A 23,850-nucleotide genomic window follows, 5' to 3' on the forward strand; every position below is an offset into this window, starting at 1 on the left:
CCTGCGCCGGCCTGACCCTCTACGCCGTCCTCCGCGAACTCCAGACCCTCCTCAGCATCTGGACCGGCGCATGCCACACCTGCAAACGCCCCTACCCCGCACCGACCTAACAAAGCCCTACTAGGAGCGCGCTGAAGGACCCCGACCTGCTGCGCGACGCCCAGGCGGCTAACTCGCTGCGTTGTCGTCGTCGCAGATGTTGTCGTCGTCGCAGATACGGCCCGGTATCCGCCTGCTCCCATCAGGCGACCCGATGCGATTGCGGTCACGTGGCCGCCGCTCGCTACGGCCGGGTCCCTTCAGCACGCTCCTGGGCGAGCGCGCCCAGCCTGCCGAGCACGTCCTCCAAGACCGCCGCGCCGGTGGCGTAGTTCAGCCGCAGGTGGCGGCGGCCCTCCTCACCGAACACCGGGCCGCCGGAGAGCAGCACGCGGGCGCGGGTGAGCACCTCGTCGAGCGGGTCGTCGCCCAGCCCCAGTGCGTCGGCGCAGAACCAGTACAGGTAGGTGGCCTCCGGCATCGGGTCCGGGTCGTGCGTCCACGACGCGACGGCCGCGGCCACCCGCCGCCGGTTGCGGTCCAGCACGCGCAGCAGCCGGGCCTGCCAGTCGGCACCGTCCCGCCAGGCGGCGACGGCGGCCACCACGCTCAGCGTGCCGACCGCGCCGTACAGCTCGGTCGGCTCCGCGTCGCGCAGGGTGAGCAGGCGCCGGGGCCCGAAGTGCGCCACCGAGCAGCGCAGCCCGGCCAGGTTGAACGCCTTGCTCGCGGACGTCAGCGTCACCGTGCGGGCCGCGGTGTCGTCGTCGAGCGATGCGAACGGCACGTGGCGGTGCGGCGCGAACGCCAGCTCGGCGTGGATCTCGTCGCTGATCACGAGCAGGTCGTGGCGGCGGGCGATCGCGGCGATCTCGGCGAGCTCGTCGCGGGTGAGCACGCGCCCGGTCGGGTTGTGCGGGTTGACCAGCAGCAGCGCGCGGCAGTCGTGGGCGGCGACGGCGTCGGCGAGGCCGGCGGTGTTGGCGGACCAGCCCGCCGGCGTCCGGAGGAACGGCACGTCGACCCGCTTCCGGCCCATCGCGCCCACGGTGTGGTGGAACGGCGGGTAGGTCGGGCTGTGCACGGCGACGGCGTCGCCGGGGGCCGTGCCGAGGTGCAGCAGCACCTGCACGCCTTGCACCACGTCGGTGTGCTCGCGCACGTCGGCGGGGTCGACGGCCCACCCGTAGCGCTCGCGCATCCGGTCCGCGAACGTCGTGCGCAGCGGATGGACCTCCTCCCAGCGCGGGTAGCCGAGGTCGCCGTGGCGGACCGTGTGCTCGATCGCGTCGGCGATCACGGGCGCGACCGGGAAGTCCATGTCCGCCACCGACGCGGGGATGACGTCCGGGTCCACGCGCCACTTCGATCCCGGCCGCCTGCGCAGGTTCTCGACGGTCAGCTCGTCGAAGAGCGGGTCGAGCGCGGGTTCCATGTCCGCCAGCGTAGATCCGCCTCACGAGGCGCGGAGGGCCTCGTCGATCGCGTCGGCGTTCCGCTCGACCCAGGCCATCGCCCGCTCCTGGCGCGCGGCGGCCTCCGGCGTCCAGTACGCGGCGAAGCCGGGCACGCCCCGGGCGGCGCCGTCGCGCACGATCCCGCACATCCAGGCGTGGGAGTCGCGCAGCGCGGGGAGGAATGCCGCCCGGCCCGCGTCGTCGAGCCCGTACGCGTCCAGGAGGATCCGGGTGCGCTCCAGCTCGCGGCCCCGGCGGGTGTCGGCGATGTCGACCGGGTCGCGCAGCGGCGCCCACAGCCGTGCGGCGGCCGCGACGTCCCAGACGGCCGAGCCGGGCCCGGCGAGGTCGAAGTCGATGAGCGCGACGGCCTGGCCCGCCCGGAACACCACGTTGTCGAGGTTCGGGTCGTTGTGGGCGATGCCCCGGCCGTCGAACGGGGCCGGTGCCGGGTGGGACCAGCGGTACGGCGCGGGGTCGAAGGCCGCGGCGGCGTCGTGGAAGCGGCGCAGCAGCCGCCCGACGCTGCGCAGGGCGTGGTCGGTGAGGCTCCACGCAGGCGCCGGCGCGGTGATCGCGTGGCCGGGCACGTAGCTGAGCACCTCCCGGCCGGCGTCGTCGACGCCGAGCACGCGCGGCGCCCCGTCGAACCCGACGTCCTCCAGGTGGCGCAGCAGGGCGTGGGTGGCGCTGCTGGTGGGGCGCAGCGGGCGGCGCACGGTGTTGCCGACGCGGTGCACGCGCCCGCGGTTGGCCGTGCCACCCAGCAGGGGCACCTCCACACTCACGTCCCCGCCGCGGTGATCAGCGATTCGGCGAGCGTCGAGTGCGTCACCAGGCTGTTCACCATTCCACCCCGCACCGCTGCCAGAACCGCGTGCACCTTGGCCCCTCCGTACACGATCGCGATCACCTCGGGCACGGCCCGCATCTGCTCGGCCGTGATGCCGATCATCCGCTCCGTGAGCGCGGAGCGCACGGGGTTGCCGTCGTCGTCGACGAGGACGCCCGAGATCTCGGCGCACACGCCCCGGCGGGCCAGCTCGCGGCGCTCTGCCTCACCGGTGGCGTCGAAGAGCGTGGACTGCTCCGGCTCCCACGCCCCGACGCCGGCGACGGCGCGGGTGACCGACCCGATCCGGGAGAACGCCTGCGCCACCTCGGGCTGGCGGCGGAGGGCCTGCGCGGTGGCGGCGTCCGGCACCGCCATCGGCGCGTAGAAGAAGTAGGCGGGCCCTCCGGCCACCCGGGCGACGTCGCGGACCACCTCGATCGAGCTGTCGTCGACACCGGGGCGGGCGAGCGCCCCGGTGAGCTGCACGACGGGCACGGGGGCGAGCCGCTGCAGCGCGTTGGCCATCGCGCTCACCGAGCGCGCCCAGGACAGCCCCAGCACGTCGTCCGGTGTGACGATCTCCGTGAGCAGCTCGGCGGCCGCGGCCCCGAGGTGGGCGCGCATGGTGGCCGGCACGTCGTCGGGGGTGTCGGTGACGACGCAGTGCTGCAGGCCGAGCGCCGACATGAGCCGGTCCGACAGCTCCACGTCGACCGAGCCGGGATGGCCGATCTCGATGCGGACGAGCCCGCTGTTGCGCGCGTCGTCGAGCAGGCGGGCGACCTTGAACCGGCTGAGCGCGAACTCCTGGGCGATCTCGACCTTGGACCGGCCGTCGAGGTAGTAGCGGCGCGCGACCGACGCCGTCAGCACGAGATGGGCCGGCCCACGCGCGCTGCCGTCGATCGCCACTACCGCCTCCATCGCTCATATGAGCGGAACCGCGCCCATTCTTCCACAAGCCATTGAGTTGAGGGTGGCTCATTGCCACACTTCTGATCGTGTGATCGGGCGTGTGCTCATCTGAGCACCGAGGCCGGAGGGCGCCAATGAGGGAGCTTGCGACCGAGTCATCGGCACAGTGGCACGCGCGAAGCGCCGACCGAGCGCAGCGAGGGCCAGCGGTTCGGCGAACGAGCGTGCGAACGGCGCTGCTCTCCCTCGTCGTGCTGCTGACGAGCACCGCCTGCGCGGGCTGGGGCGGGAGCGTCGGGGGCGGTGGGGCGAACAGCATCAACGTGCTGATGGTCAACAACCCGCAGATGGTGGATCTGCAGCGGTTGACGGCCGAGCACTTCACCAAGCAGACCGGCATCACCGTCAACTTCACCGTGCTGCCCGAGAACGACGTGCGTGACAAGATCAGCCAGGAGTTCTCCAGCCAGGCGGGCCAGTACGACGTCGCCTCGCTGTCCAACTTCGAGATCCCGATCTACGCCCGCAGCCACTGGATCGCGCCGATGGATCCCTTCATCGCGGCGGACCCGTCCTTCGACCAGGCCGACATCCTCCCGTCGATGGCCGAGTCCCTGAAGGGCCCGGACGGTCAGATCTACGGCCAGCCCTTCTACGGCGAGTCCTCGTTCCTGATGTACCGCAAGGACGTGCTGCAGGCCGCGGGCGTCGCGATGCCCGAGAAGCCCACCTGGCAGCAGGTGGCCGACATCGCCGCCCGGCTGGACGGCGCGCAGCCCGGCATGGCCGGGATCTGCCTGCGCGGCCAGCCCGGCTGGGGCCAGGTGTTCGCGCCGCTGACGACGGTGGTCAACACCTTCGGCGGCACGTGGTTCACGGCCGACTGGCAGGCCGCGGTGAACGCGCCGGAGTTCAAGAAGGCCGTGCAGTTCTACGTCGACCTCGTGCGCCAGCACGGGGAGGCGGGTGCGCCGCAGGCCGGCTTCACCGAGTGCCTGAACAACATGGTCCAGGGCAACGCCGCCATGTGGTACGACGCCACGTCCGCGGCGGGCTCCCTGGAGGCCGCCGACTCCCCGGTGCGCGGCAAGATCGGTTACGCGCCCGCGCCGGTGGTCGAGACCGCGAGCTCCGGCTGGCTGTACGCCTGGTCGTGGGGGATCCAGGCCGCCAGCGAGAAGAAGGACGCCGCCTGGAAGTTCATCTCGTGGGCGTCGAGCAAGGACTACGAGCAGCTGGTCGGCCAGGAGGTCGGCTGGTCGAAGGTGCCCGCGGGCAAGCGCTCGTCCACCTACGAGAACCCGCAGTACCTCGCCGAGGCGGGCGCGTTCGCCGAGCAGACGAAGTCGGCCATCGAGGCCGCCGACCCGCGCAACCCCGGCGTGCAGCCGCGGCCGGCGATCGGCATCCAATTCGTGGACATCCCGGAGTTCCCGGATCTCGGCACGCAGGTGTCGCAGGAGGTGAGCTCGGCGATCGCCGGGCTGGTGACGGTGGACGAGGCCCTCGATCGGGGCCAGCAGCTGGCCGACGACGTGGCGGATCGGTACCGCGCGCGGGCGGAGGGGCAGTCATGAGTACGGCACTGGAACCACGCACGTCCCCGACCGAACGGACGCGGGGTCAGGGCGACGCGATGCGCCGGGCGGGCGACTGGGCGCGGCGCGCCCCGCTGCTGCCCGCGCTGATCTTCCTGATCATCGTGACGCAGCTGCCGTTCGTCGGCACGCTGGTCATCTCGTTCATGAACTGGAACGCCTACTACCCCGACGAGGTCGGGTTCGCCGGGCTCGACAACTACCGGCGGGTGCTCACCGACGTCACCACCCGCGACTCGATCGTCACGACGATCGTGCTCACGGTGTCGGTGGTGCTGGTCAGCCTCGTGCTCGGGCTCGTCATCGCGCTGCTGCTGGACCGCGCGTTCCGCGGCCGCGGGGTCGTCCGCACGATGATGATCACCCCGTTCCTGATCGTGCCGGTGGCCGCGGCGCTCGTGTGGAAGCACGCGCTCTACAACCCGGAGTACGGCCTCTTCAACGGCGTGCTGACCTGGATCTTCGGCGAGAACGCCCCGCAGCCGGACTGGATCTCCACGATGCCGCTCACAGCGATCGTGGCGTCGCTGGTCTGGCAGTGGACGCCGTTCATGATGCTGATCCTGCTCGCGGGGCTGCAGAGCAAACCGCTCGACGTCATCGAGGCGGCGAAGATCGACGGCTGCTCGGCGTGGCAGATCTTCCGGTACATGACGCTCCCGCACCTGCGCCAGTACCTGGAGCTGGGCGCCCTGCTCGGGTCGATCTACATCGTGCAGAACTTCGACGCCGTCTTCACGATCACCTCGGGCGGCCTGGGCACGGCGAACCTGCCGTACACGATCTACCAGATCTTCTACAACGCGCACGACTACGGCCGGGCCTCGGCGGCGGGCGTCGTCGTCGTGATCGGGACGATCATCATCGCCACGTTCGCGCTGCGCACCGTGTCGTCGCTGTTCCGCGAGGAGGGGGCCCGATGACCGCCACCACGCTCGAGGCGCCGCCCGCCGGCGCGCCGCGGGTCAACCCGCCGTCCCGCAACCCCGCCGGCACCCTGCTCACGGTCCTCGCGTGGGTCGTCGGCGTGCTGTTCGTGCTGCCGGTGCTGTGGATGCTGCTCACGTCCCTGCACAGCGAGACGGACGCGGCCACCAACCCGCCGTCGCTCTTCGCGCCGCTCACGTTCGACGGCTACGCGAACTTCTTCGGGGCGCAGACCGGCACGAGCCCGTGGCCCGCCCTCCTGAACTCGCTCACGGCGAGCGTGCTGTCCACGGCCCTGGTGCTGGTGCTCTCGATCCCGGCGGCGTACGCGCTGTCGATCCGGCCGGTGCGCAAGTGGACCGACGTGCTGTTCTTCTTCCTGTCCACGAAGATGCTGCCGGTGGTGGCCGGGCTGCTGCCCGTCTACCTGATCGCGCAGGGCATCGGGATGCTCGACAACATCTGGTTGCTGATCATCCTGTACACGTCGATGAACCTGCCGATCGCGGTGTGGATGATGCGGTCGTTCCTCGCCGAGGTGCCGGTCGAGGTGCTCGAAGCGGCGTCGATCGACGGGTGCAGCCTGACCCGCACGCTGCGCACGGTCGTCGTGCCGATGGTGCTGCCGGGCATCGCGGCGACGTCGTTGATCTGCTTCATCTTCAGCTGGAACGAGCTGCTGTTCGCCCGGGTGCTCACCGCGACCGTCGCGCAGACGGCGCCGGTGTTCCTCACCGGGTTCGTCACCAGCCAGGGCCTGTTCCTGGCCACGGTCTGCGCGGCATCGGTGGTGGTGTCGCTGCCGGTGCTGATCGCCGGGTTCGCGGCGCAGGACAAGCTCGTGCAGGGGCTCTCGCTGGGGGCGATCAAGTGAGAGCGGCCGTGATCAGTGCCGAGGCCGTGACCGTGGAGACGGTCCCGGACCCGGCGCCCGGCCCGCGGGAGGTGGTGGTCGCGGTCGCGGGCTGCGGCATCTGCGGCACCGACCTGCACATCGCGGAGGGGGAGTTCGCGCCGACGCTGCCGGTCGTGCCCGGGCACGAGTTCGCGGGCGAGGTCGTCGCGGTCGGCGCGGACGTCACCGAGGTGCGGGTGGGGGACCAGGTCGCCGTCGACCCGTCGCTGTACTGCCACGAGTGCCACTACTGCCGGCGCGGCCGCGGCAACCTCTGCGAGCGGTGGGGCGCCATCGGCGTGAGCACGGCGGGCGGAGCGGCGGAGTTCGCGGTGGCGCCGGTGGCCAACTGCGTGCGGCTTCCGGACAGCGTCACGCCGGCGGACGCCGCGCTGATCGAGCCGCTGTCGTGCGCGGTGCGCGGGTTCGACGTGCTGCAGCCGCGGCTCGGGGACCACTTCCTCATCTACGGCGCCGGCACGATGGGCCTGATGATGATGGAGCTCGCCAAGCGGGCCGGAGCGGCGAGCGTCGACATGGTCGACCTGAACCCGGCACGGCTGGAGACGGCGCGCGAGCTGGGCTGCTCGGCCACCGTCACCAGCGCCGACGAGCTGGACCGCCCCCGCGGCTGGGAGGTGGTGGTCGACTGCACGGGCGTGGTCGCCGCGATCGAGGACGGGCTCGGCCGGGTGGCACCGGGCGGCACGTTCCAGCAGTTCGGCGTGGCCAACGAGGACGCGAAAGCGTCGTTCTCGCCGTACCGGATCTACAACAAGGAGATCCGGGTCGTCGGCTCGATGGCGGTGCTGCACAGCTTCGAGCGTGCCGCCGAGCTCTTCGCCGACGGGGCGCTGCGCCCGGACGTGATGATCAGCCACCGGATGGGCCTCGAGGACTACCCGGCGGCCCTGGACCAGTTCCGCCAGGGCGTCGGCCGGAAGATCCAGGTGATGCCGCACAAGTAGCTACACCAGCTGGATGAGCAGGGATCCGGCGATGAGGAGCACGAGACCTGTGCCGCGCCGGGTGGTGAACGTCCGGCGCGGCAGCCGGAACCACCCCCGCGCGTCGATGACCGCGGACGCGAGCTGCTGCCCGGTGACCGTCAGTGCGACCGTGACGGCCGCGCCGATCGCCGGGATGAGCAGGAACGTGCCGGTGACGTAGCCGGCGGCGCACAGGCCGCCGAGTCAGCCCCACCACGGCATGCCTGCGCCGGGTGGCCGTGGTGGCGCGGTCCGGCCCGTGATCAGGAGTGCGGCGAGCACCACCGAGATCGTGAGCGCCGCCACGACGAAGCTGACCAGCGCGACGGCGATCGGCACTTCGAGGACTGAACGCAGCCGGGCGTTGACGGCTCCCTGCACGGGGAGCACGGCGCCGGCGACCGGGCCGAGCAGCAGCCAGCCGCCCGTCGCCGCCCGGGCCGGCAGGGGCGGCTGCGTGCCCGCACGGCCACCGGCCGGCGCCATCGCGGGAACGCGGGCGGGCCGGCCGCGGACGATGAGCGTGATGCCGGCGAGCACGGCGAGTGCGCCCACGAGCATGCCCGCGGTCAGGGGTTGGCGGGGTAGCCCGAACAGCCCGAACAGGTCGATCGCGACCGAGGCCAGCATCTGGCCGGTCACGAACAGACCTCCTGCGGCCAGCGCGCCCGTGCGCGGGAACAGCAGGATGCCGCTGGTGATGTAGAGCGGGCTGGCGAGTCCGCCGAGCAGGTACCAGGCCGGAACGTCGGCGAGGCCGGCGAGTGCGCCGAACGCCCCGATGACCGCGGCCAGCACGGCGAGCACGGCAACGGCGAGCCACAGCTGCAGTGTCGACGCGCCGTGGGGCGTACCGACGGCCTTGTCGAGCTGGAGGTTCGCCGACGCCTGCGCGGCGAGCAGGCAGCCGATCAGCAGTGCGGCGACCAGGAGGACCGGGGTCATGAGCGCTCCTCTGACCCAGAACTGGACACGCCGTCCGGTTGAAGGCGTAGAGTGAACTGGACATAGTGTCCAGATAAGGGGTGGACGTGAGCTGTTCGTCCGAATCCGCCGACAGGAGGCCCGGTGTCCGACCGCGAGAGCGACCGCATGGTGTCGGCGCACGGCGCCGCGACGTGAACGGCTGGCTGTGGCTGCTCGCCGCGGGCGCGGTGGAGATCGCCTGGGCGCAGAGCATCCCGCCCACGAAGGGGCTCACCCGGTTCTGGCCGAGCGTGCTGTGCATCGCGTTGTGCGTCGCGATCATCTGGTTGCTCGCGCGCGCCACGCTCGCCGGCGTGCCCGTCAGCACGGCGTACGTCGTCTTCACCGGGATGGGCGCCGCGGGAGCGGTGCTGCTCGGGCTGGCGCTGCACCACGACCCGGTCACCCCGATGCGCCTCGGTGCCCTCGTGCTGGTCACGACGGGCGTGCTGCTGGCGCACGCGGGGACCTCATAGGGTCGGCGCGTGACGTCGTTCGACGAGCCGGTGCAACCCGGCGCCGACGAGGCCGCGATCGCGGATGTCCGGGCCCGGCTGCGGGACCGGTTCGGGGCGATGCTGCCCGACGCGTACGCCGACCTGCTGCGCCGCGAGGACGGCCTGGACGTCGACGGGCTGGTCCTCTACGGCAGCGGGCAGAGCCCGGAGGCGCGCGGGCCGGGCGGCTTCTGGCAGGGGCTGGTCGCGGCCAACGAGCTGTGGCGGGAGGTGCCGGGCCGGGAGGATTACCTGGTGCTCGGCGACAACGACCTGTACCTGTTCACCGTCGACCTGGACGGCGGCGCGCCCGTGCTGCGCGACCGGGTGACCGCCGAACCGGTCGAGCGTTTCCCGGACGTCGCCGCGGCGCTCGCGCAGCTGCTCGCCGGCCGCCGCTGAGCACCTAGTGCGAGAACCTGGATCCACCGACTTACCCAACGGACTTCCGGCGGGGGACAGTAGCCTGCGGTCATGGCCGCCGTCGAACCGCCGGGGGTGCGCGCCCCGCCCGCCGAGCGCGCCGACGCCGCCCGCAACCGGGCACGGGTGCTCGCGGCCGCCGCCGAGCTCTTCCGCAGCCGCGAGGACCCGCGCGCCGTCACGATGGACGACGTCGCCCGTGCGGCCCGGGTCGGGCGCGCCACGCTCTACCGGCGCTACCCGGACGTCGTCTCGATCGCGGAGGCGTTGCTCGGCGAGCACGAGCGGGAGCTGCAGGAGCGGTTGATGCGGGGCGCGCCGCCGCTGGGTCCCGGCGCCCCGCCGGCCGAGCGCCTGGCCGCCTTCTACGCCGCGATGGTGGAGCACCTCGACCGGCACCTGCCGCTGCTGCTCGCGATCGACGCGGGGGCGGCGCGGTTCGCGGCGGGTTCCTACGGGTTCTGGCGGGCGCACGTGCGGTCGCTGCTGGTCGAGGCGGCCGTCCCGGCGCCGGACGCGCTGGTGGACGCGCTGCTGGCCCCGCTCGCGGCCGAGGTGTTCCGCCACCAGCGGTCGAACGGGATGACGCCCGCGCAGATCGCCGACGCACTCGGCCACCTGGCCCGCCGGGTGCTGTCAGGGCCGTGAGGATCGGCGCTCACACCCGAACACCGGTGCCGCACACGAACTGCAGTTGGTGTGCGGGCACCACCATCGGTGTGTGACGGAGCCGGCTACTCGCCGATGCGCACGCCGACGCCCGGTCCCATCGGGATGCCGAACGCGTAGAAGACCGTCAGCACGAGCACCCACGCCACCCAGAACGGCACGACGAACGGCACCATCTTGGCGATCACCGTGCCCAGCCCGGCGTTCGGCTGGTAGCGCCGCACGAACGTGAGCAGCACGATCATGTACGGGTTGAGCGGCGTCATCACCTGCGTGGCGGCGTCGCCCACGCGGAACGCGCCCTGCACGAAGCCGGGCTCGTAGCCGAGCAGCAGGAAGAGCGGCACGAACACGCTCGCCATCAGCGTCCAGAGGCTGGAGCCCGACACGACGAACAGGTTGAGCAGCGAGGCGAGCACCACGAACCCGAGGATCGCCGGGTAGCCGGTGAGCCCGATCGCCTCGAGCAGCTCCGCGCCGGAGACGGCCAGCCACGCGCCGATGTTCGTCCAGGCGAACAGCGCGATGAACTGGCCGAGGATGAACGCGAGCACGATGAACCCGGAGAGGTCCTTCAGCGCCCGGCCCATGAGCAGCGGCACGTCCGCGCCGCGCCGGATCGTGCCTGCGTAGATGCCGTAGAAGAGCGCGGGCACGAAGAACGCCAGGAACACCAGCGTGACCACGGAGTCCAGCAGCGGCGACTTCGGCAGGTAGCCGCCGGTGTCGTTGCGCAGCGGGGAGCCCGGCACGAGCACCAGTACGAGCACCGTCGCGACGACCACGAGCAGCGCGACGCCCGCGGCGCGGATCCCGCGGCGTTCCGCGGCGGTGACGGTGGCGCTCGTCGGCTCGGCGGTCGGGTCGTCCGCGTCGTGACCGCCTGCGCGGTCGTCGTCATCGAGCTCGGTGTCCGGGAAGCCGGAACGCACGAGTCCGGGCTCCACCACCCGGTCGATGATCAGGCCCGCGATCAGGCTCAGCACGATCGAGGAGACGGCGTTGTAGAAGTAGTTCGAGATCGGGGTGACCGGCGTGCCGGCGACGGGCAGGGTCGCGGCCACCCCGTTGGTGATGCCGGCGAGCAACGCGTCCAGGCTCGTGACCAGCAGCGACGTCGAGTAGCCCGCGCCGACGGCGGCGAACCCGCCGATCAGCCCGGCCACCGGGTGCCGGCCTGCGGCCTTGAACACGATGGCGGCCAGCGGTGGGATGATGATGAACGCCGAGTCGGCCATGACGCTGCCGCTCACCCCGATGAACCCGAGCGCGTACGGCAGCAGCCAGCGCGGTGCGCGCGAGAACGCGAGCCTGATGAGCGCCGCGAGCATCCCGGTCCGCTCGGCGAGCCCCACCGCCAGCATGATCGTCACGACCGTGCGCAGTGGCGGGAAGCCGATGAAGTTGTCCGCCAGCCCGGTGAAGAAGAACTCCAGGCCGGCGCCGCTGAACGCCCCCCGGATCGGCGTGACCTCGTTCTCGCCGGGGATGGTGACGCTCACCCCGAACGCCTCCATCGCCGAGGACAGCACCGCCACCACGAGCGTGAGCAGCACGAACAGCATGAACGGCTCGGGCAGCCGGTTGCCGGCGCGTTCGATCCAGTCCAGGGCCTTGTCGAGGGCGCCGGGCGGGGCGGACGGGCTGGCGGTGGTCACGCGGCCTCCTCGGGGAGCTGGGTCAGTCGAAGTAGGTCGGCACGTCCAGCGGCCCGCCGGCCGCGGCGAACTCGGCGTGGACGGCGTCGCGCAGGGCGGCGTCGGCCAGGTAGTCGACGGCGGTGAGCGCGAGGCCGACGGCGCCGTCGCGCACGGCCCGGTCGCCCGCCGGGCCGCCTGCGGCCTCCGCGAACGCCGTGGTGTGCAGGGCGACGGTCGGGTCGGACACGGCGATCATCGGGTGGATCGCGGGCATCCGGTAGCTGAGGTTGCCCAGGTCGGTGGAGCCGGTGAGGAAGTCGGGCACCACACCCGGCGGCAGCGGTCGGCGTCCCACCGGCTCCTGGTTCACCGCCCAGCGCGCGGCGAGCGCGTGGTTGAAGCGGATCGGCAGGTATGCGGGCAGCGGGTCCCAGCGCAGCTCGACGCCGCAGCCGGTCATCGCGGCCGCGCCGTGCGCGATCTCGGACATCCGGGCGGCCAGGTCCCGCAGCGTCTCGGGCGCCGCCGAACGGAGGTAGAACAGCAGCGCCGCCCGCTCGGGCACCACGTTCGGCCGGGTTCCGCCGTCGGTGAAGATCCCGTGCAGCCGGTCGCTGCTCGGCAGGTGCTGGCGCAGCGCCGCGATCCCCTGGTAGGCCGCCACCGCGGCGTCGAGCGCGTTGCGGCCCATGAACGGCTGCGCGGAGGCGTGCGAGGCGACCCCGTGGAACACCATCTCGACCTGGCGGCGGCCGAGGAACGGGTGCATCGCGATGTCGTGCGTGAACGGGTGGAGCATGATCACCACGTCGACGTCGTCGAACACGCCGGCGCGGGCCATCTTCTCCTTGCCGCCACCACCCTCCTCGGCCGGCGTCCCGATCAGCGACAACCGGCCGCCGACCTGCTCCTGCACCCGGGCGGCGGCGAGGAACCCGCCGACAGCGGTGGAGCAGATGATGTTGTGGCCGCACGCGTGGCCGATCCCGGGCAGCGCGTCGTACTCGGCGAGCACGGCGATGTGCGGACCGGCCGAACCGCGGGTGGCGACCAACGCGGTGTCCAGCCCGCCGACGCCGACCCGGGCGGTGTGGCCGTGCCGCTCCAGCAGCCTCGCCACCGCCCGCACCGACCGGTGCTCGGCGTACCCCTCCTCGGGGTGGGCGTGCAGGTCCTGGCTGAGCGCGACGAGGTCGTCGCCGTACTCCAGCGCCGCGGCGAGCACGGCCGCCCGGACCTCCTCCGCCGCCCCCGCGTGTTCGGACGTGAGCGGCTCCGCGTCGCCGACGGCACGCTCGGTGGCCGCGGTGAGCGAGCGCAGGTAGCTGTCGTCGGGGGGCGACGGCCTGGTCCGATCGGGCTCGCGCATGATCGGCACCCTAACGTGGCGGATGCCTCCGCGTCGCCGCTCCGGATCACAGGTTCCCTGCCGGTACTGCGGCCACACCGAGCGCTGCGAGCTGCGCCGCCCCCGCATCCGTGATGTTCAGGGCACGGTCGCGGGGGCGCCTGCGCAGCCAGTCCCGATCCAGCAGGGCGGCCAGCAGGGCGCTGCCCAGCCGCCCGGCGAGGTGCGTCTCCTGCTCGGTCCAGTCGGTGCAGGTGCGCATCCGCGGGCCCGCGAACCCCGACAGGTCCCTGATCCCCAGTACGGCCAGCAGCGGGTGGTCGAGGTCGTCGAGCGCGCCGTCGGCCTCCAGCCTGCGCGCGATCGAGACGGCCAGCGCCCCACCCAGGTGGCTGTAGCAGACGCGGGCCGTCTGCAGCCTGCTGCCCGCGTGGGCCGTGCGCAGGGACTCGACCGGCAGCAGCGGGGAGACCGCGGCGAGGGCCTCGATCGCCGTGGCGACCTGCGGCGAGGCGAGTACGTGCAGCCGCTGACGGCCCATCACGTGGACGCTCACGAGCCCGGCGTCGACCAGCCGCCGCAGGTGCGGGCTCGCGGCGGACGGGGACACGCCGGAGGCGTCGGCGAGCTCCCGCGCGGTGTGCCGCCGACCGTCCATCAGCCGCAGCAACATGGCCGACCGGGTGGGGTCGGCGATGGCGCGGGCCACGGTGGTGAGGTCGCAGTCCACGACCGGACGCTAGTGCACGGACGGTTCAGTCGCGGTTGAACATTTCCTGGCCGATCATGCGGGCATGACCCGATCGCTCGGCACCGCCGACTTCACCGCGCCGATCGAGGACCGCTGGTTCTCCGACTACGTCGCGGGTGTTCAGTACGAGTACGGCCACCTCGACGTGCGCGAGGAGGAGATCCTGCGGTTCGCCGAGCAGTTCGACCCCCAGCCCATCCACACCGATCCCGACTTCGCGCTGCACGGGCCGTTCGGGGGGCTGATCGGCAGCGGGTGGCACTCGGCGGGGCTCGCCATGCGCCTGCTCGCCGACCACTACCTCTCGAAGGTCGCGAGCCTCGCCTCACCCGGCGTCGACGAGCTGCGCTGGAAGGTGCCGCTGCGGCCCGGCGACCGGGTCCGGCTGCGCGCCACCGTGCTCGAGGCCCGGCCGTCGCGGTCGAAGCCGGACCGCGGCATGGTCGTCACGCAGGTCGAGCTGCTGAACCAGGACGACGGGGCGCCGATCTCCTTCCGGGCGATGAACCTGCTGGCCGTCAGGCCAGATCGTCGATCGCCTTCTGGATCCGCTTGATCGAGACGGGGTATCGGGTGCGCATCGGGTGCGCGTAGAGGCCGACGCGCAGCTCCTCGATCATCCAGCGGATCTCGCGCAGCTCCGGGCCCCGCTCGACGCCGGGCGGGTGCGCAGCCAGCTCGGCGGCGTACTCGTCGGCCACCACCCGGACCTGAGCGGTCCACTCGGCGTCACGGGCCGGGTCGGCGCGCAGCTTCTCGATCCGCCGCTCCACGGCCTCCAGGTAGCGCGCGACGTCGGCGAGCCGGGTGGCGCCCGCCGCCGTCGCGAAACCCGGTCCGACCAGCGCGTTCACCTGCGCGGTGATGTCGGCGACGCCCGCGGCCAGCACGGGGGCGCCCAGGTCGGACAGCTGCGCCTGCACGCGGTGCCAGACGACGAGGACCCCGCGCACGGCCTGCAGCACCTGCGGGGTCGTGGCCGGCAGCTTGTCGCGGAAGAGCGTGCGCAGCCGCGCGTAGGACCGCTCGTCCCACGCCGGCCCCCCCGCGGCGGCGATCAGGTGGTCGGCCGCGGCGGTGACGCAGTCGTCGAGCAGGGCGGCCACCGATCCGTGCGGGTTGCGGGAGAGCGCGAGCTTCGCGGCGTTGTCCAGGCCGCGCTGCACCTGCCGCACCGGTGACGGTGTCTCCAGCAGCAGGAGCCTGCGGACGCCGCGGTGGTGGGCCGAGTCGCGCTCGGCGGCGGTGGGGAACACCCGCACGTCGACGCTCGCGCCCCGGTCGACCAGGCCCGGATAGCCGGTGACGGTGTGCGATCCGCGCTGGATCGGGTGCTCGCGCGGCAGGCTGCCGAACGACCAGGTGGTGGCGCCCGTCGTCTCGATGGCGACGCCGGCCGCGGCCAGCTCCGCCCTGACCTTCGGGGCGAGCTCCCGCCGCAGCGCCTCCAGGTCGGTGCCCCGCGCCACCTCGCGACCGGCCTCGTCGACCACCCGGAACGTCACGGTGAGGTGCTCGGGAAGCCGGTCCAGCTCCCACGCCTCGCGCGGGATCTCGACGCCGCGCATCCGGCCCAGCTCGCGTTCGAGGCCGTCGAGCAGCGGCTCCCGGCCGGCCCGAAGGCGCGCGAGCACCGCGCGGGCGTGGTCGGGCGCGGGGGAGAAGAGCCTGCGCAGCTGCCTGGGCAGCGTGCGGATCAGGGCGGTGACCAGCTCCTCCCGCAGCCCGGGCACCTGCCAGGTGAACGGGGTGGGGTCGACCTGGTGCAGCGCCGCCACCGGCACGTCCACGGTGACGCCGTCGCTGCGGGCGCCGGGCTCGAACGCGTACGACAGCGGCAGCGTGAGCCCGCCGGCCTCGACGTGGTCGGGGTAGGCGGCGCGGTCGACGCCCGCGGCCTGCGCCGTGCGCAGCATCTCCTCGGTGAAGTCGAGCAGGTCGGGCGTGCGCCGCGACTCCTTCTTCCACCAGGAGTCGAAGTGCCGGCCGGAGACGACGTGCGCCGGGATGCGCTCGTCGTAGAACGCGACGAGCGTGTCCTCGTCGACGACGAGGTCGCGCCGCCGGGCGCGGTGCTCCAGCTCCTCGACGTCCTCGAGGAGCTCGCGGTTGGCGTGGAAGAAGCGGTGCCTCGTGTCCCAGTCGCCCTCGACGAGGGCGTGCCGGATGAACAGCTCGCGCGAGGTCTCGGCGTCGATCCGCCCGAAGTCGACGGTGCGGCCGACGACGATCGGGATCCCGTACAGCGTGACGCGCTCGGTGGCGACGGCGGCGGCCCGCTTGCGCGACCAGTGCGGCTCGGAGTACGTCCGCTTGACGAGGTGACCGGCCAGCGGCTCGATCCACTCCGGTTGGATCCGCGCGGCGGTGCGCGCGAAGAGCCGGGACGTCTCCACCAGCTCGGCCGCCATCACCCACCGCGGCGGCTTCTTCGCCAGCGGCGAGCCCGGGAAGATCATGAACCGGGCGCCGCGGGCGCCGAGGAACTCCCGCCCGGTGCTGCGCCGGTCCTTGGTGCGGTCCCCGCGCTCGGGGCCGTCGTCGCGCAGCCCGATCTGCGACAGCAGCCCGGACAGCACCGCCATGTGGATCCGGTCGGGATCGGCGTCCAGGTCGTTCGGGGTGAGGCCGGCGTTGCGGGCGGCCTGCCTCAGCTGGGAGTGCAGGTCCTGCCACTCGCGGATGCGCAGGTGGTGCAGGAACTCGTCGCGCAGGAGCCGCCGGAACCTGTTGCCGGACAGCTCCTCGCGCTGTTCGGCGACATAGCGCCACAGGTTGACGAAGGCGAGGAAGTCCGAGCCGCCCGCGTCGAGGGTGGAGCCGCCCGCGGTCCACTCCCCGGCGAAGCGGGCGTGCTTGGCGTCGGCGGCCTGGCGCTGTTCGGCGGGGCGCTCCCGCGGGTCCTGCACGGACAGCGCGGCGGCGATCACGAGCACCTCGCGCAGGCAGCCGTTGCGGTCGGCCTCGACGAGCATGCGGCCCAGCCGCGGGTCGACCGGCAGCGCGGCGAGCGCACGGCCCACGGCCGTGAGCTGACGCCCGTCCAGGGCGCCCAGCTCCTGCAGCAGCGCGATGCCGTCGGCGACCGCGCGCGGGTCGGGTGGCTCGACGAACGGGAACTCGGTGAGCTCGCCGAGGTCGAGCGAGATCATCTGCAGGACGACCGACGCGAGGTTGGTGCGCAGGATCTCCGGGTCGGTGAACTCGGGACGTGTGTCGAAGTCGTCCTCGCTGTAGAGGCGGATGCAGATGCCGTCGACCACGCGGCCGCAGCGGCCTGCCCGCTGGTTGGCGCTGGCCTGTGAGATCTTCTCGATCGGCAGCCGCTGCACCTTCAGGCGGCGGGAGAAGCGGGAGATGCGGGCGGTGCCGGTGTCGATCACGTAGCGGATCCCGGGGACCGTGAGCGACGTCTCGGCGACGTTCGTCGCGAGCACGACCCGGCGGCCGGGATGAGGGGCGAACACGCGGTGCTGCTCGGCGGTGGAGAGCCGCGCGTACAGCGGCAGGATCTCGGTGTTCCGGAAGTCGCGCTTGGCGAGGGCGTCGGCGGTGTCGCGGATCTCGCGCTCGCCCGGAAGGAACACGAGGATGTCGCCGTCGCCCTCGCGCTGGAGCTCGGCCACGGCGTCACCGATGGCATCGAGCTGGTCGCGGTCGGGGTCGTGGTCCGGGTCGTCGAGGTCGACGACCGGCCGGTACCGGACCTCGACCGGGTAGCTGCGTCCGGAGACCTCGACGACCGGTGCGTCGAAGTGCTTCGCGAACCGGTCGACGTCGATCGTGGCCGAGGTGATGATCACCTTGAGATCGGGTCGGCGCGGGAGCAGCTGGGTGAGGTAGCCGAGGATGAAGTCGATGTTGAGGCTGCGCTCGTGGGCCTCGTCGATGATCAGCGTGTCGTACTGGCGCAGCATCTTGTCGCCCGCCAGCTCGGCGAGCAGTATGCCGTCGGTCATCAGCTTGACCAGCGTGTTCTCGCCGACGTGATCGGTGAACCGCACCTTCCAGCCCACGGCGTCGCCCAGCTCGGTGCCCAGCTCCTCGGCGATGCGGGCGGCGACGGTGCGCGCCGCCAGTCTGCGCGGCTGGGTGTGCCCGATCAGCCCGCGGACGCCGCGGCCGAGCTCGAGGCAGATCTTCGGGATCTGCGTGGTCTTCCCGGAGCCGGTCTCGCCGGCCACGATCACGACCTGGTGGTCGCGGATCGCGGCGGCGATGTCGTCGCGACGGGCGCTGACCGGCAGGGCGTCGGGGTAGCGGATCGTGGGCAGCGCGGCCAGGCGCGCGGCCATCCGCCGCTCCGCGGTCTCGACCGCGGCCTTGATGCCGGCCGCGGCGCGCGCTCGCGCCGTGACGTCGCGGGTGCGGCGCACCGTGTCGAGGCGCCGTCCGATGCGGTGCGCGTCCTGCAGGGTGAGGGCGGGAACGCGCTCGGCGAGCGCGTCCAGCTCCGCGTCGTCGACGGGAGGCAGGTCATCGGTGGGTACCGCAGGCGCCTCGTTCCGGGCGCGCGGCCGCCGGCGCCGGGGACGTCGGGTGCGCCGCGGCTCGCCGGACGGGTCGACGGGCTCGGGGCGCGCGTCAGCGGCTCGGGCCGCGGGAGAGGACATCAGTGCGAAAGTCTGCCTAGGTCGTTGGTCAGACCGAGCGTAGGGCGGGAACGAGCTCGTCCGCGACCGGGTTGTCGGCCGCGGGGTGCTCGACGAGCGCCAGCACGCGGTTGGCGAGGAAGCGGGCCGTGCGCACGGTGCTCCCGCCGCGCGTGATCTCGCTGACCTCGACCACTCCCCGGCCGTGGGTGATGCCGACTTTCCGGCCGGCCCGCGTGGCCTCGATCTCGTAGGTGCGTGTGGTGCCGCTCCCGGCGTCGATGACGATCTCTACTCGGTCGCCCTTCATGGCGGTGCCCTCGCTGTCGGTGGGACGGACGCGGAACGTACGCATCCGACTTGTCCAACGGCCCGGGGCAGCCGGAAATTCCCAGCTCAGACCGGGTTTTCCGACCGGTGTGAGCCGGGTGCCGGCGAGGCATCCGGATCGGCTCGGCCACCCCCCGGCATGCTGGCAGACCGACGAGGTGGGGGCGGCGCTGTCGGGGGCAGCGCCGCCCGGGCAGCCGCGTCGACGGCGGCGGGAACGCCGGACGCGGCAGGTCGGAGGGGCGGGAGCTGTCCGAGCCGGGCGCCGGTCGCCTCACGGCGCCAGGCACGCCCCGTAGGGCGGCGAAAGGTTGGGACCCGGGGACACGGGTCGCCCGGCGTCGGACATTTCGTGCAACCATCCCGAGCCGGGTTCTGTTCCCGGCTCGCGAGGGTGTCCGGACCGAGCGCTGGTCGCCTCGCGGCGCGTGGCACGACACGGCTCCAGCCGAACGGTATTCCGTGAAGGCGCTTGATTATTGAGACCCGGGGACACAGGTCGCCCGGTCCGGACACGCTGTACAACGGGCGACCCCGGCGGATGATTCCCGATCCCGCGAACGGATCCGGGCATGACGGTGATCACGGCGACGCCACGCCGCGCGGCATGATCCCCGGTACGACGCGGCCCTGCCACATCGCGGCGGGCCCGGGCGAGGGCGCCCGTTCTCGGCCGCCGACCGCCCCCACTGCGCCCTGATCACCGGATGCGGTGCTGAAGCCGCAGCGGTGCGGTCGTGCAACGGCATGCGCGGATCATGGTTGCCGAGGTCGGGCCGGGATCCGCGCGATCATCAGGAACTCCGAGGTCATCGGGGCTCAGCGAGGTTCTAGAGGGCCGCGAGGACTCCGTCCGTGTACCGCGGCCAGGCCTCGACCGCCCAGCGGCTGAAGTCGCGGTCCGTGAGCACGACGCAGGCCGCCCGCGCGTCCGGGTCGACCCACAGGAAGGTGCCGGACTGGCCGAAGTGGCCGAAGGTGCGGGGCGAGCTGTTCGCGCCGGTCCAGTGCGGCGACTTCCCGTCGCGGATCTCGAACCCCAACCCCCAGTCGTTGGGCTGCTGGCGGCCGTAGCCGGGCAGGATGCCGTCGAGACCGGGGAAGGCGACCGTGGTGGCCTCGCCGAGGGTGTCGGGGTGCACGAGGGTGGGGGAGAGCAGCTCGGTGGCGAAGCGGGCCATGTCGGTGGCCGTCGAGGCGGCGCCGGCGGCGGGGGAGCCGTCCAACCGCGTGTCCGCCATGCCGAGCGGGGCGAGTACCGCCTCGTGCAGGTAACGGTCGAACGGCATCCCTGCGGCCTCGGCGATGGTCTCGCCCAGCACCTCGAACCCGACGTTGGAGTAGATCCGCCGCGTGCCCGGCTTCGCCTGCTGCACGCCGTCGCTGAACGACAGGCCGGAGGCGTGGGCGGCGAGGTGGCGGACGGTCGAGCCCTCGGGGCCGGCCGGCGTGTCCCACTCGACCGCCCCCTCCTCGACGGCGACCAGCACGGCGTACGCGGCGAGGGGCTTGGTGACCGAGGCCAGCGGGAACGCACGGTCGGCGTCGCCCGCGGTGGCGCGCACCCCCGTCGCGTCGACGACGGCGGCCGCGACGTGGTCGACCGGCCAGTCGAGCACGGCGCCGACGGCTTTCCGCAGTTCAGGCATCGCCGTACACCGGGATCGCGGCGCCGTTGATCGGGGCGGCGTCGGGGCTGCAGAGGAACGCGATGACCTTCGCGATCGCCGCCGGTGCGACCGCCCGTTCGACGTCCCGCGGCGTCATCCAGGTGCGGTTGGCGGGCGTGTCGATCGTGGAGGGCAGCACGGCGTTGACCCGGATGCGGTCGGCACGCAGCTCCTCGGCCAGCACCGCGGTGAGCCGGACGACCGCGGCCTTGCTCGTGGCGTGGGCCACCGGGGCGGCACCCGACACCGCGGTGCGCGAGCCGACCATGACGATCGCGCCGCCGCCTCGGGCCGCCAGCCGCGGGGCCACCGCCTGCGCCGTCCAGAGGGCGGAGCCGAAGTTGGAGCGCCACAGGTCGTCGAGCTGCTCCTCGTCGACCTCCGCGAGGGAGCCCGGCACGAACCCGCCGGCCAGCCCGACCAGCGCGTCCGGGGTGACGGGCAGCGCGTCCACCTCGGCGAACGCGGCGTGCACCGCCGCACGGTCGGCGAGGTCGACCGGGACGGCGTGCACGCCGTCCTGCGCGCCGAGCGCGTCGAGTCGTTCCCCGGGCCGGTCCAGCGCCACCACCGGGCGCCCGGCGGCCCGGAACTGCGCCACGACGGCGTGCCCGAGTGCGCCCGCTGCGCCCGTCACGATCAGTGCGTCCACGCGGCCATCCTGCCCCCGTACTGGAATGCTCGCGCGGGTGGCAGGGGTCTGGGTCGGGACGTCGGGGTGGCGCTACCCGCCGTGGCGCGGCACGTTCTACCCGCCGGGCCTCGCCCAGCGCCGCGAGCTGGAGTACCTCTCGCGCCAGGTCGGCAGCATCGAGATCAACGGGTCCTTCTACTCGCTGCAGCGTCCGGAGTCCTACCGTGCCTGGGCCGCCGAGACGCCAGACGGGTTCCGGTTCTCGGTGAAGGGCGGGCGGTTCATCACGCACCTCAAGCAGCTGCGCGACGTCGAGACGCCGTTGGCCAACTTCTTCGCCTCCGGGGTTCTGGCGCTCGGTCCGAAGCTCGGGCCCGTGCTGTGGCAGCTGGCGCCGCGGATGCCGTTCGACCCCGCGCGCATCGAGCCGTTCCTGGCGATGCTGCCGCGCAGCACCGGCGCCGCCGCCGAGCTCGCGACCCGGCACGACGAGCGGCTCGACGGCCGGGCGCACACCGAGACCGACGCCGACCGGCCGTTGCGGCACGCGCTCGAGGTGCGCCACCCGTCGTTCGCCCGGCCGGAGCTCGTGGAGCTGCTGCGGGCCCAGGACGTGGCGCTCGTGGTGGCGGACACGGCGGGAACGTGGCCGCACCTGGAGGACGTCACCGCCGACTTCGTCTACGTGCGGCTGCACGGCGACACCGAGCTCTACACCAGCGGATACACCGCGGAGGCCCTCGACGTCTGGGCGGCCAAGGTGCGGGCGTGGCGGGCGGGGGAGGCGCCCACCGGCGAGTTCACGGTGGCTCCGCCCGCGGCTCACGAGCCCGCGGGCCGGGATATCTTCGTGTACTTCGACAACGACGTCAAGGTGCGCGCCCCGTTCGACGCGATCGCGCTGGAGGAACGCCTGCGCTCGGGTTGACGGGCACGCCGGACGGGGTACGGGGCGGTCGTGCAGGCAGAGCCGACCATGGAGCCGACCATCGACCACGAACGCGCGCGGCCGGCCGACGAGCGCCACGAGGAGCTGGCCGCGCGGGTGGCGGAGCTCGCTCGCCGCCACGGCGTCACGGTGGCCGTCACCGAGTCGCTGACCGGCGGCAACATCGCGGTCGCGCTGGCCGCGGCCGAGGCGGCGAGCGAGTGGTTCCGGGGTTCGCTGGTCGCCTACTCCAGCGAGGTCAAGCACGAGGTGCTCGGCGTGCCCGACGGTCCGGTCGTGTGCGTGGAGGCCGCCGAGGCGATGGCGCGCGGGGTGCGGGAGCTGCTGCGGGCCGACGTCGCGATCGGGGTGACCGGATCCGGCGGGCCCGACCCGCAGGACGGACAGGACCCGGGCACCGTGTTCGTCGGCGTCGACGACGGCGGCCGGCCGGAGGTGCACCGGTTCGACCTGGACGGCGATCCGCGGGAGGTACTGGTGGCCGCCGCAGGCGAGGCGCTGGCGCTGCTGGTGCGCACCCTCGAGGCGCGGACCTGACCCGGCTCAGGAGGTCGCGGGCTGCGCGACGGCCGTGCCGTGGGCGATGAGCATCCGCCTGCCCACCACCATGAGGACGCCGGAGGCCAGCATCGAGCCCGCTCCGGTCAGCCAGGCCACCGGGAACGAGGCGTGCGCGGCGATGAACCCGAACGCGATCGGCCCGACGAACCCGCCGCCGTACACCCCGACCTGCACGATCGACGTGGCCGCCGCGGGCGCCTCCGGGTGCAGCCGCACCACCGCGAACTGCAGCAGGCCCGGCCACGACCAGCCGAGCCCGAAGGCCAGCACGGTGCCGAGCACGAGTGCGAACGCCCCCGGCACGGCCAGCAGCACGAGCCCGGCCGCGCCGAGCATGAGGCTCCCGGCGACGACCGCGATGTGCCCGCCGGACCTCCGGTCGGCGAGCCACCCGTTGACCAGCCGCAGCGACAGGCCCACGACGCTGCCCATGGTGAGCGTGAGCCCGGCCAGACCGGCGTCGATGCCGCGGTCGACGGCCGCGGCGACGAGGAAGATCCCGAGGGCGGTGGCCGCACCCGCGCCGAGCCCGGCCGCCAGGCCGATGACGCTCAGCGCGCCCGTCGCGCGCTCACCGGCCGCGGCGGAGTTCCGCTCCCGGCCGTCCACCCCGCGCGGCGTCAGCAGCAACGCGCCGAGCGCGAGCCCGGTGCCGATGAGGTACGCCCACCGCCAGCCGATCGTCAGCGCGATCGCCGGCACCGCGGCCCCCGACAGCAGCGTCGCGATCGGGATCGCCGCCTGCTTGATGCCGAAGGAGAGCCCGAGCCGCGTGGCCGGTACGTACCGGGCGAGCGTCAGGTTCGACGAGAGCTGGCCCAGCACGTTGCACCACGCGCAGCACAGCAGCAGGGCCACCAGCGTGGGGTAGGACCGGGCGAACGCCGCGATCGCGGTCATCGCGCACGCCACGCCGATCACCGCGATCCGGCTCGTCGGGCTGGAGCCGTACCGCTCCACCAGCCACCCGCACGGCAGCGACGCGAACGCGCTGATCCCGAAGTACAGGGCGACGACGAGGCCGAGGCCAGCGGGGTCGAAGCCCAGCTCCGCGGAGATCTGCACCGTCAGCGCACCGGTCAGGAACACCGGCAGCACCGACGCCGTCGTCGTCGTCACGGCGCCGACGGCCGCCCGCACGGGACCAGGCATATGAGCAATGCTA

General features: G+C 73.1%; 21 protein-coding genes and 1 pseudogene. 10 read left to right on the plus strand and 12 right to left on the minus strand.

Going from position 1 to position 23,850, the window contains the following annotated elements:
• Positions 1-283: 283 nt before the first annotated feature.
• Genes ABEA81_RS20500 through ABEA81_RS20510 form a run of 3 tightly spaced genes read right to left on the minus strand, consistent with a single transcriptional unit; the run spans position 284 to position 3,243 of the window.
• On the minus strand, positions 284-1,474 hold the full coding sequence (locus ABEA81_RS20500; RefSeq protein WP_345606845.1) for a MalY/PatB family protein: 1,191 nt from the start codon (positions 1,472-1,474) through the stop codon (positions 284-286).
• Between the two features lie 21 nt (positions 1,475-1,495).
• Complete coding sequence (locus ABEA81_RS20505) at positions 1,496-2,278, minus strand: phosphotransferase (RefSeq protein ID WP_345606847.1); 783 nt, start codon at positions 2,276-2,278, stop codon at positions 1,496-1,498.
• Positions 2,279-2,280: 2 nt separating this feature from the next.
• On the minus strand, positions 2,281-3,243 hold the full coding sequence (locus ABEA81_RS20510; RefSeq protein WP_345606849.1) for a sugar-binding transcriptional regulator: 963 nt from the start codon (positions 3,241-3,243) through the stop codon (positions 2,281-2,283).
• A 227-nt stretch (positions 3,244-3,470) separates the two neighbouring features.
• Between ABEA81_RS20510 and ABEA81_RS20515 the strand changes: the two genes are divergently transcribed.
• From ABEA81_RS20515 to ABEA81_RS20530, 4 genes are read left to right on the plus strand one after another with little or no spacing between them, the layout of a single operon-like run.
• Positions 3,471-4,823, plus strand: a complete 1,353-nt coding sequence (locus ABEA81_RS20515) for an ABC transporter substrate-binding protein (protein ID WP_345606851.1) — start codon at positions 3,471-3,473, stop codon at positions 4,821-4,823.
• On the plus strand, positions 4,820-5,767 hold the full coding sequence (locus ABEA81_RS20520; protein ID WP_345606853.1) for a carbohydrate ABC transporter permease: 948 nt from the start codon (positions 4,820-4,822) through the stop codon (positions 5,765-5,767). Before ABEA81_RS20515 ends, ABEA81_RS20520 begins: the two co-directional genes overlap by 4 nt.
• Positions 5,764-6,645, plus strand: coding sequence for a carbohydrate ABC transporter permease (locus tag ABEA81_RS20525; RefSeq protein ID WP_345606855.1), 882 nt, complete (start codon positions 5,764-5,766; stop codon positions 6,643-6,645). Before ABEA81_RS20520 ends, ABEA81_RS20525 begins: the two co-directional genes overlap by 4 nt.
• Positions 6,642-7,634, plus strand: coding sequence for a zinc-dependent alcohol dehydrogenase family protein (locus ABEA81_RS20530; RefSeq protein ID WP_345606857.1), 993 nt, complete (start codon positions 6,642-6,644; stop codon positions 7,632-7,634). Before ABEA81_RS20525 ends, ABEA81_RS20530 begins: the two co-directional genes overlap by 4 nt.
• Here ABEA81_RS20530 and ABEA81_RS20535 read toward each other — a convergent pair.
• Positions 7,635-8,600: pseudogene (locus ABEA81_RS20535) on the minus strand (DMT family transporter). It abuts the gene before it with no gap.
• 173 nt (positions 8,601-8,773) lie between these two features.
• Here ABEA81_RS20535 and ABEA81_RS20540 point away from each other — a divergent pair.
• From ABEA81_RS20540 to ABEA81_RS20550, 3 genes are all read left to right on the plus strand, one after another.
• Positions 8,774-9,097, plus strand: a complete 324-nt coding sequence (locus ABEA81_RS20540) for a DMT family transporter (RefSeq protein WP_345606859.1) — start codon at positions 8,774-8,776, stop codon at positions 9,095-9,097.
• Between the two features lie 9 nt (positions 9,098-9,106).
• Positions 9,107-9,520 carry a YrhA family protein gene (locus ABEA81_RS20545; RefSeq protein ID WP_345606861.1) on the plus strand — a complete coding sequence of 138 codons (414 nt, stop codon included), beginning with the start codon at positions 9,107-9,109 and terminating at the stop codon, positions 9,518-9,520.
• A 72-nt stretch (positions 9,521-9,592) separates the two neighbouring features.
• On the plus strand, positions 9,593-10,189 hold the full coding sequence (locus ABEA81_RS20550; RefSeq protein ID WP_345606862.1) for a TetR/AcrR family transcriptional regulator: 597 nt from the start codon (positions 9,593-9,595) through the stop codon (positions 10,187-10,189).
• Positions 10,190-10,275: 86 nt separating this feature from the next.
• On the opposite strand, the gene ABEA81_RS20555 is transcribed toward ABEA81_RS20550, so the two are convergent.
• From ABEA81_RS20555 to ABEA81_RS20565, 3 genes are read right to left on the minus strand one after another with little or no spacing between them, the layout of a single operon-like run.
• Complete coding sequence (locus tag ABEA81_RS20555) at positions 10,276-11,868, minus strand: AbgT family transporter (protein ID WP_345606863.1); 1,593 nt, start codon at positions 11,866-11,868, stop codon at positions 10,276-10,278.
• Between the two features lie 22 nt (positions 11,869-11,890).
• Positions 11,891-13,219, minus strand: coding sequence for a M20 family metallopeptidase (locus tag ABEA81_RS20560; protein ID WP_345606864.1), 1,329 nt, complete (start codon positions 13,217-13,219; stop codon positions 11,891-11,893).
• Between the two features lie 46 nt (positions 13,220-13,265).
• The gene (locus tag ABEA81_RS20565) at positions 13,266-13,928 is read right to left on the minus strand and encodes an ArsR/SmtB family transcription factor (protein ID WP_345606865.1); all 663 of its coding nucleotides are present in this window, start codon (positions 13,926-13,928) and stop codon (positions 13,266-13,268) included.
• A gap of 64 nt (positions 13,929-13,992) precedes the next feature.
• Between ABEA81_RS20565 and ABEA81_RS20570 the strand changes: the two genes are divergently transcribed.
• Positions 13,993-14,505 (plus strand): MaoC family dehydratase, encoded by a 513-nt coding sequence (locus ABEA81_RS20570; protein WP_345606866.1) that lies wholly within the window; start codon positions 13,993-13,995, stop codon positions 14,503-14,505.
• On the opposite strand, the gene hrpA is transcribed toward ABEA81_RS20570, so the two are convergent.
• From hrpA to ABEA81_RS20590, 4 genes are all read right to left on the minus strand, one after another.
• The gene (gene hrpA / locus ABEA81_RS20575) at positions 14,468-18,562 is read right to left on the minus strand and encodes an ATP-dependent RNA helicase HrpA (RefSeq protein ID WP_345606867.1); all 4,095 of its coding nucleotides are present in this window, start codon (positions 18,560-18,562) and stop codon (positions 14,468-14,470) included. The two genes, ABEA81_RS20570 and hrpA, sit on opposite strands and share 38 nt — an antisense overlap.
• A 28-nt stretch (positions 18,563-18,590) precedes the next feature.
• Positions 18,591-18,896: a hypothetical protein gene (locus ABEA81_RS20580; protein ID WP_345606868.1), complete on the minus strand. Its 306-nt coding sequence runs from the start codon at positions 18,894-18,896 to the stop codon at positions 18,591-18,593.
• 805 nt (positions 18,897-19,701) lie between these two features.
• Positions 19,702-20,520 (minus strand): serine hydrolase domain-containing protein, encoded by an 819-nt coding sequence (locus tag ABEA81_RS20585; protein WP_345606869.1) that lies wholly within the window; start codon positions 20,518-20,520, stop codon positions 19,702-19,704.
• Complete coding sequence (locus tag ABEA81_RS20590; RefSeq protein WP_345606870.1) at positions 20,513-21,193, minus strand: SDR family NAD(P)-dependent oxidoreductase; 681 nt, start codon at positions 21,191-21,193, stop codon at positions 20,513-20,515. The genes ABEA81_RS20585 and ABEA81_RS20590 overlap by 8 nt, the downstream gene beginning before the upstream one ends.
• 25 nt (positions 21,194-21,218) lie before the next feature.
• On the opposite strand from ABEA81_RS20590, the gene ABEA81_RS20595 reads away from it, so the two are divergent.
• Together ABEA81_RS20595 and ABEA81_RS20600 are read left to right on the plus strand one after the other, a co-directional pair.
• Positions 21,219-22,103: a DUF72 domain-containing protein gene (locus tag ABEA81_RS20595; RefSeq protein ID WP_345606871.1), complete on the plus strand. Its 885-nt coding sequence runs from the start codon at positions 21,219-21,221 to the stop codon at positions 22,101-22,103.
• A 48-nt stretch (positions 22,104-22,151) separates the two neighbouring features.
• Entirely contained in the window at positions 22,152-22,661 is a 510-nt protein-coding gene (locus tag ABEA81_RS20600) for a CinA family protein (protein WP_345606872.1), read from the plus strand.
• A gap of 6 nt (positions 22,662-22,667) precedes the next feature.
• Here ABEA81_RS20600 and ABEA81_RS20605 read toward each other — a convergent pair whose 3' ends face one another.
• Positions 22,668-23,837 carry an MFS transporter gene (locus ABEA81_RS20605; protein ID WP_345606873.1) on the minus strand — a complete coding sequence of 390 codons (1,170 nt, stop codon included), beginning with the start codon at positions 23,835-23,837 and terminating at the stop codon, positions 22,668-22,670.
• Between the last annotated feature and the right edge of the window lie 13 nt (positions 23,838-23,850).

This window comes from Pseudonocardia adelaidensis, assembly GCF_039543345.1.
Lineage (GTDB): Bacteria > Actinomycetota > Actinomycetes > Mycobacteriales > Pseudonocardiaceae > Pseudonocardia > Pseudonocardia adelaidensis.

Bases quoted from the DNA above. Each gene is read 5' to 3' on its own strand.
- ABEA81_RS20500 (WP_345606845.1), bottom strand. From the start codon at position 1,474: ATGGAACCCGCGCTCGACCCGCTCTTCGACGAGCTGACCGTCGAGAAC.
- ABEA81_RS20520 (WP_345606853.1), top strand. From the start codon at position 4,820: ATGAGTACGGCACTGGAACCACGCACGTCCCCGACCGAACGGACGCGG.
- ABEA81_RS20525 (WP_345606855.1), top strand. From the start codon at position 5,764: ATGACCGCCACCACGCTCGAGGCGCCGCCCGCCGGCGCGCCGCGGGTC.
- ABEA81_RS20550 (WP_345606862.1), top strand. From the start codon at position 9,593: ATGGCCGCCGTCGAACCGCCGGGGGTGCGCGCCCCGCCCGCCGAGCGC.
- ABEA81_RS20560 (WP_345606864.1), bottom strand. From the start codon at position 13,219: ATGCGCGAGCCCGATCGGACCAGGCCGTCGCCCCCCGACGACAGCTAC.
- ABEA81_RS20570 (WP_345606866.1), top strand. From the start codon at position 13,993: ATGACCCGATCGCTCGGCACCGCCGACTTCACCGCGCCGATCGAGGAC.
- hrpA (WP_345606867.1), bottom strand. From the start codon at position 18,562: ATGTCCTCTCCCGCGGCCCGAGCCGCTGACGCGCGCCCCGAGCCCGTC.
- ABEA81_RS20580 (WP_345606868.1), bottom strand. From the start codon at position 18,896: ATGCGTACGTTCCGCGTCCGTCCCACCGACAGCGAGGGCACCGCCATG.
- ABEA81_RS20585 (WP_345606869.1), bottom strand. From the start codon at position 20,520: ATGCCTGAACTGCGGAAAGCCGTCGGCGCCGTGCTCGACTGGCCGGTC.
- ABEA81_RS20595 (WP_345606871.1), top strand. From the start codon at position 21,219: ATGCTCGCGCGGGTGGCAGGGGTCTGGGTCGGGACGTCGGGGTGGCGC.
- ABEA81_RS20600 (WP_345606872.1), top strand. From the start codon at position 22,152: ATGGAGCCGACCATCGACCACGAACGCGCGCGGCCGGCCGACGAGCGC.
- ABEA81_RS20605 (WP_345606873.1), bottom strand. From the start codon at position 23,837: ATGCCTGGTCCCGTGCGGGCGGCCGTCGGCGCCGTGACGACGACGACG.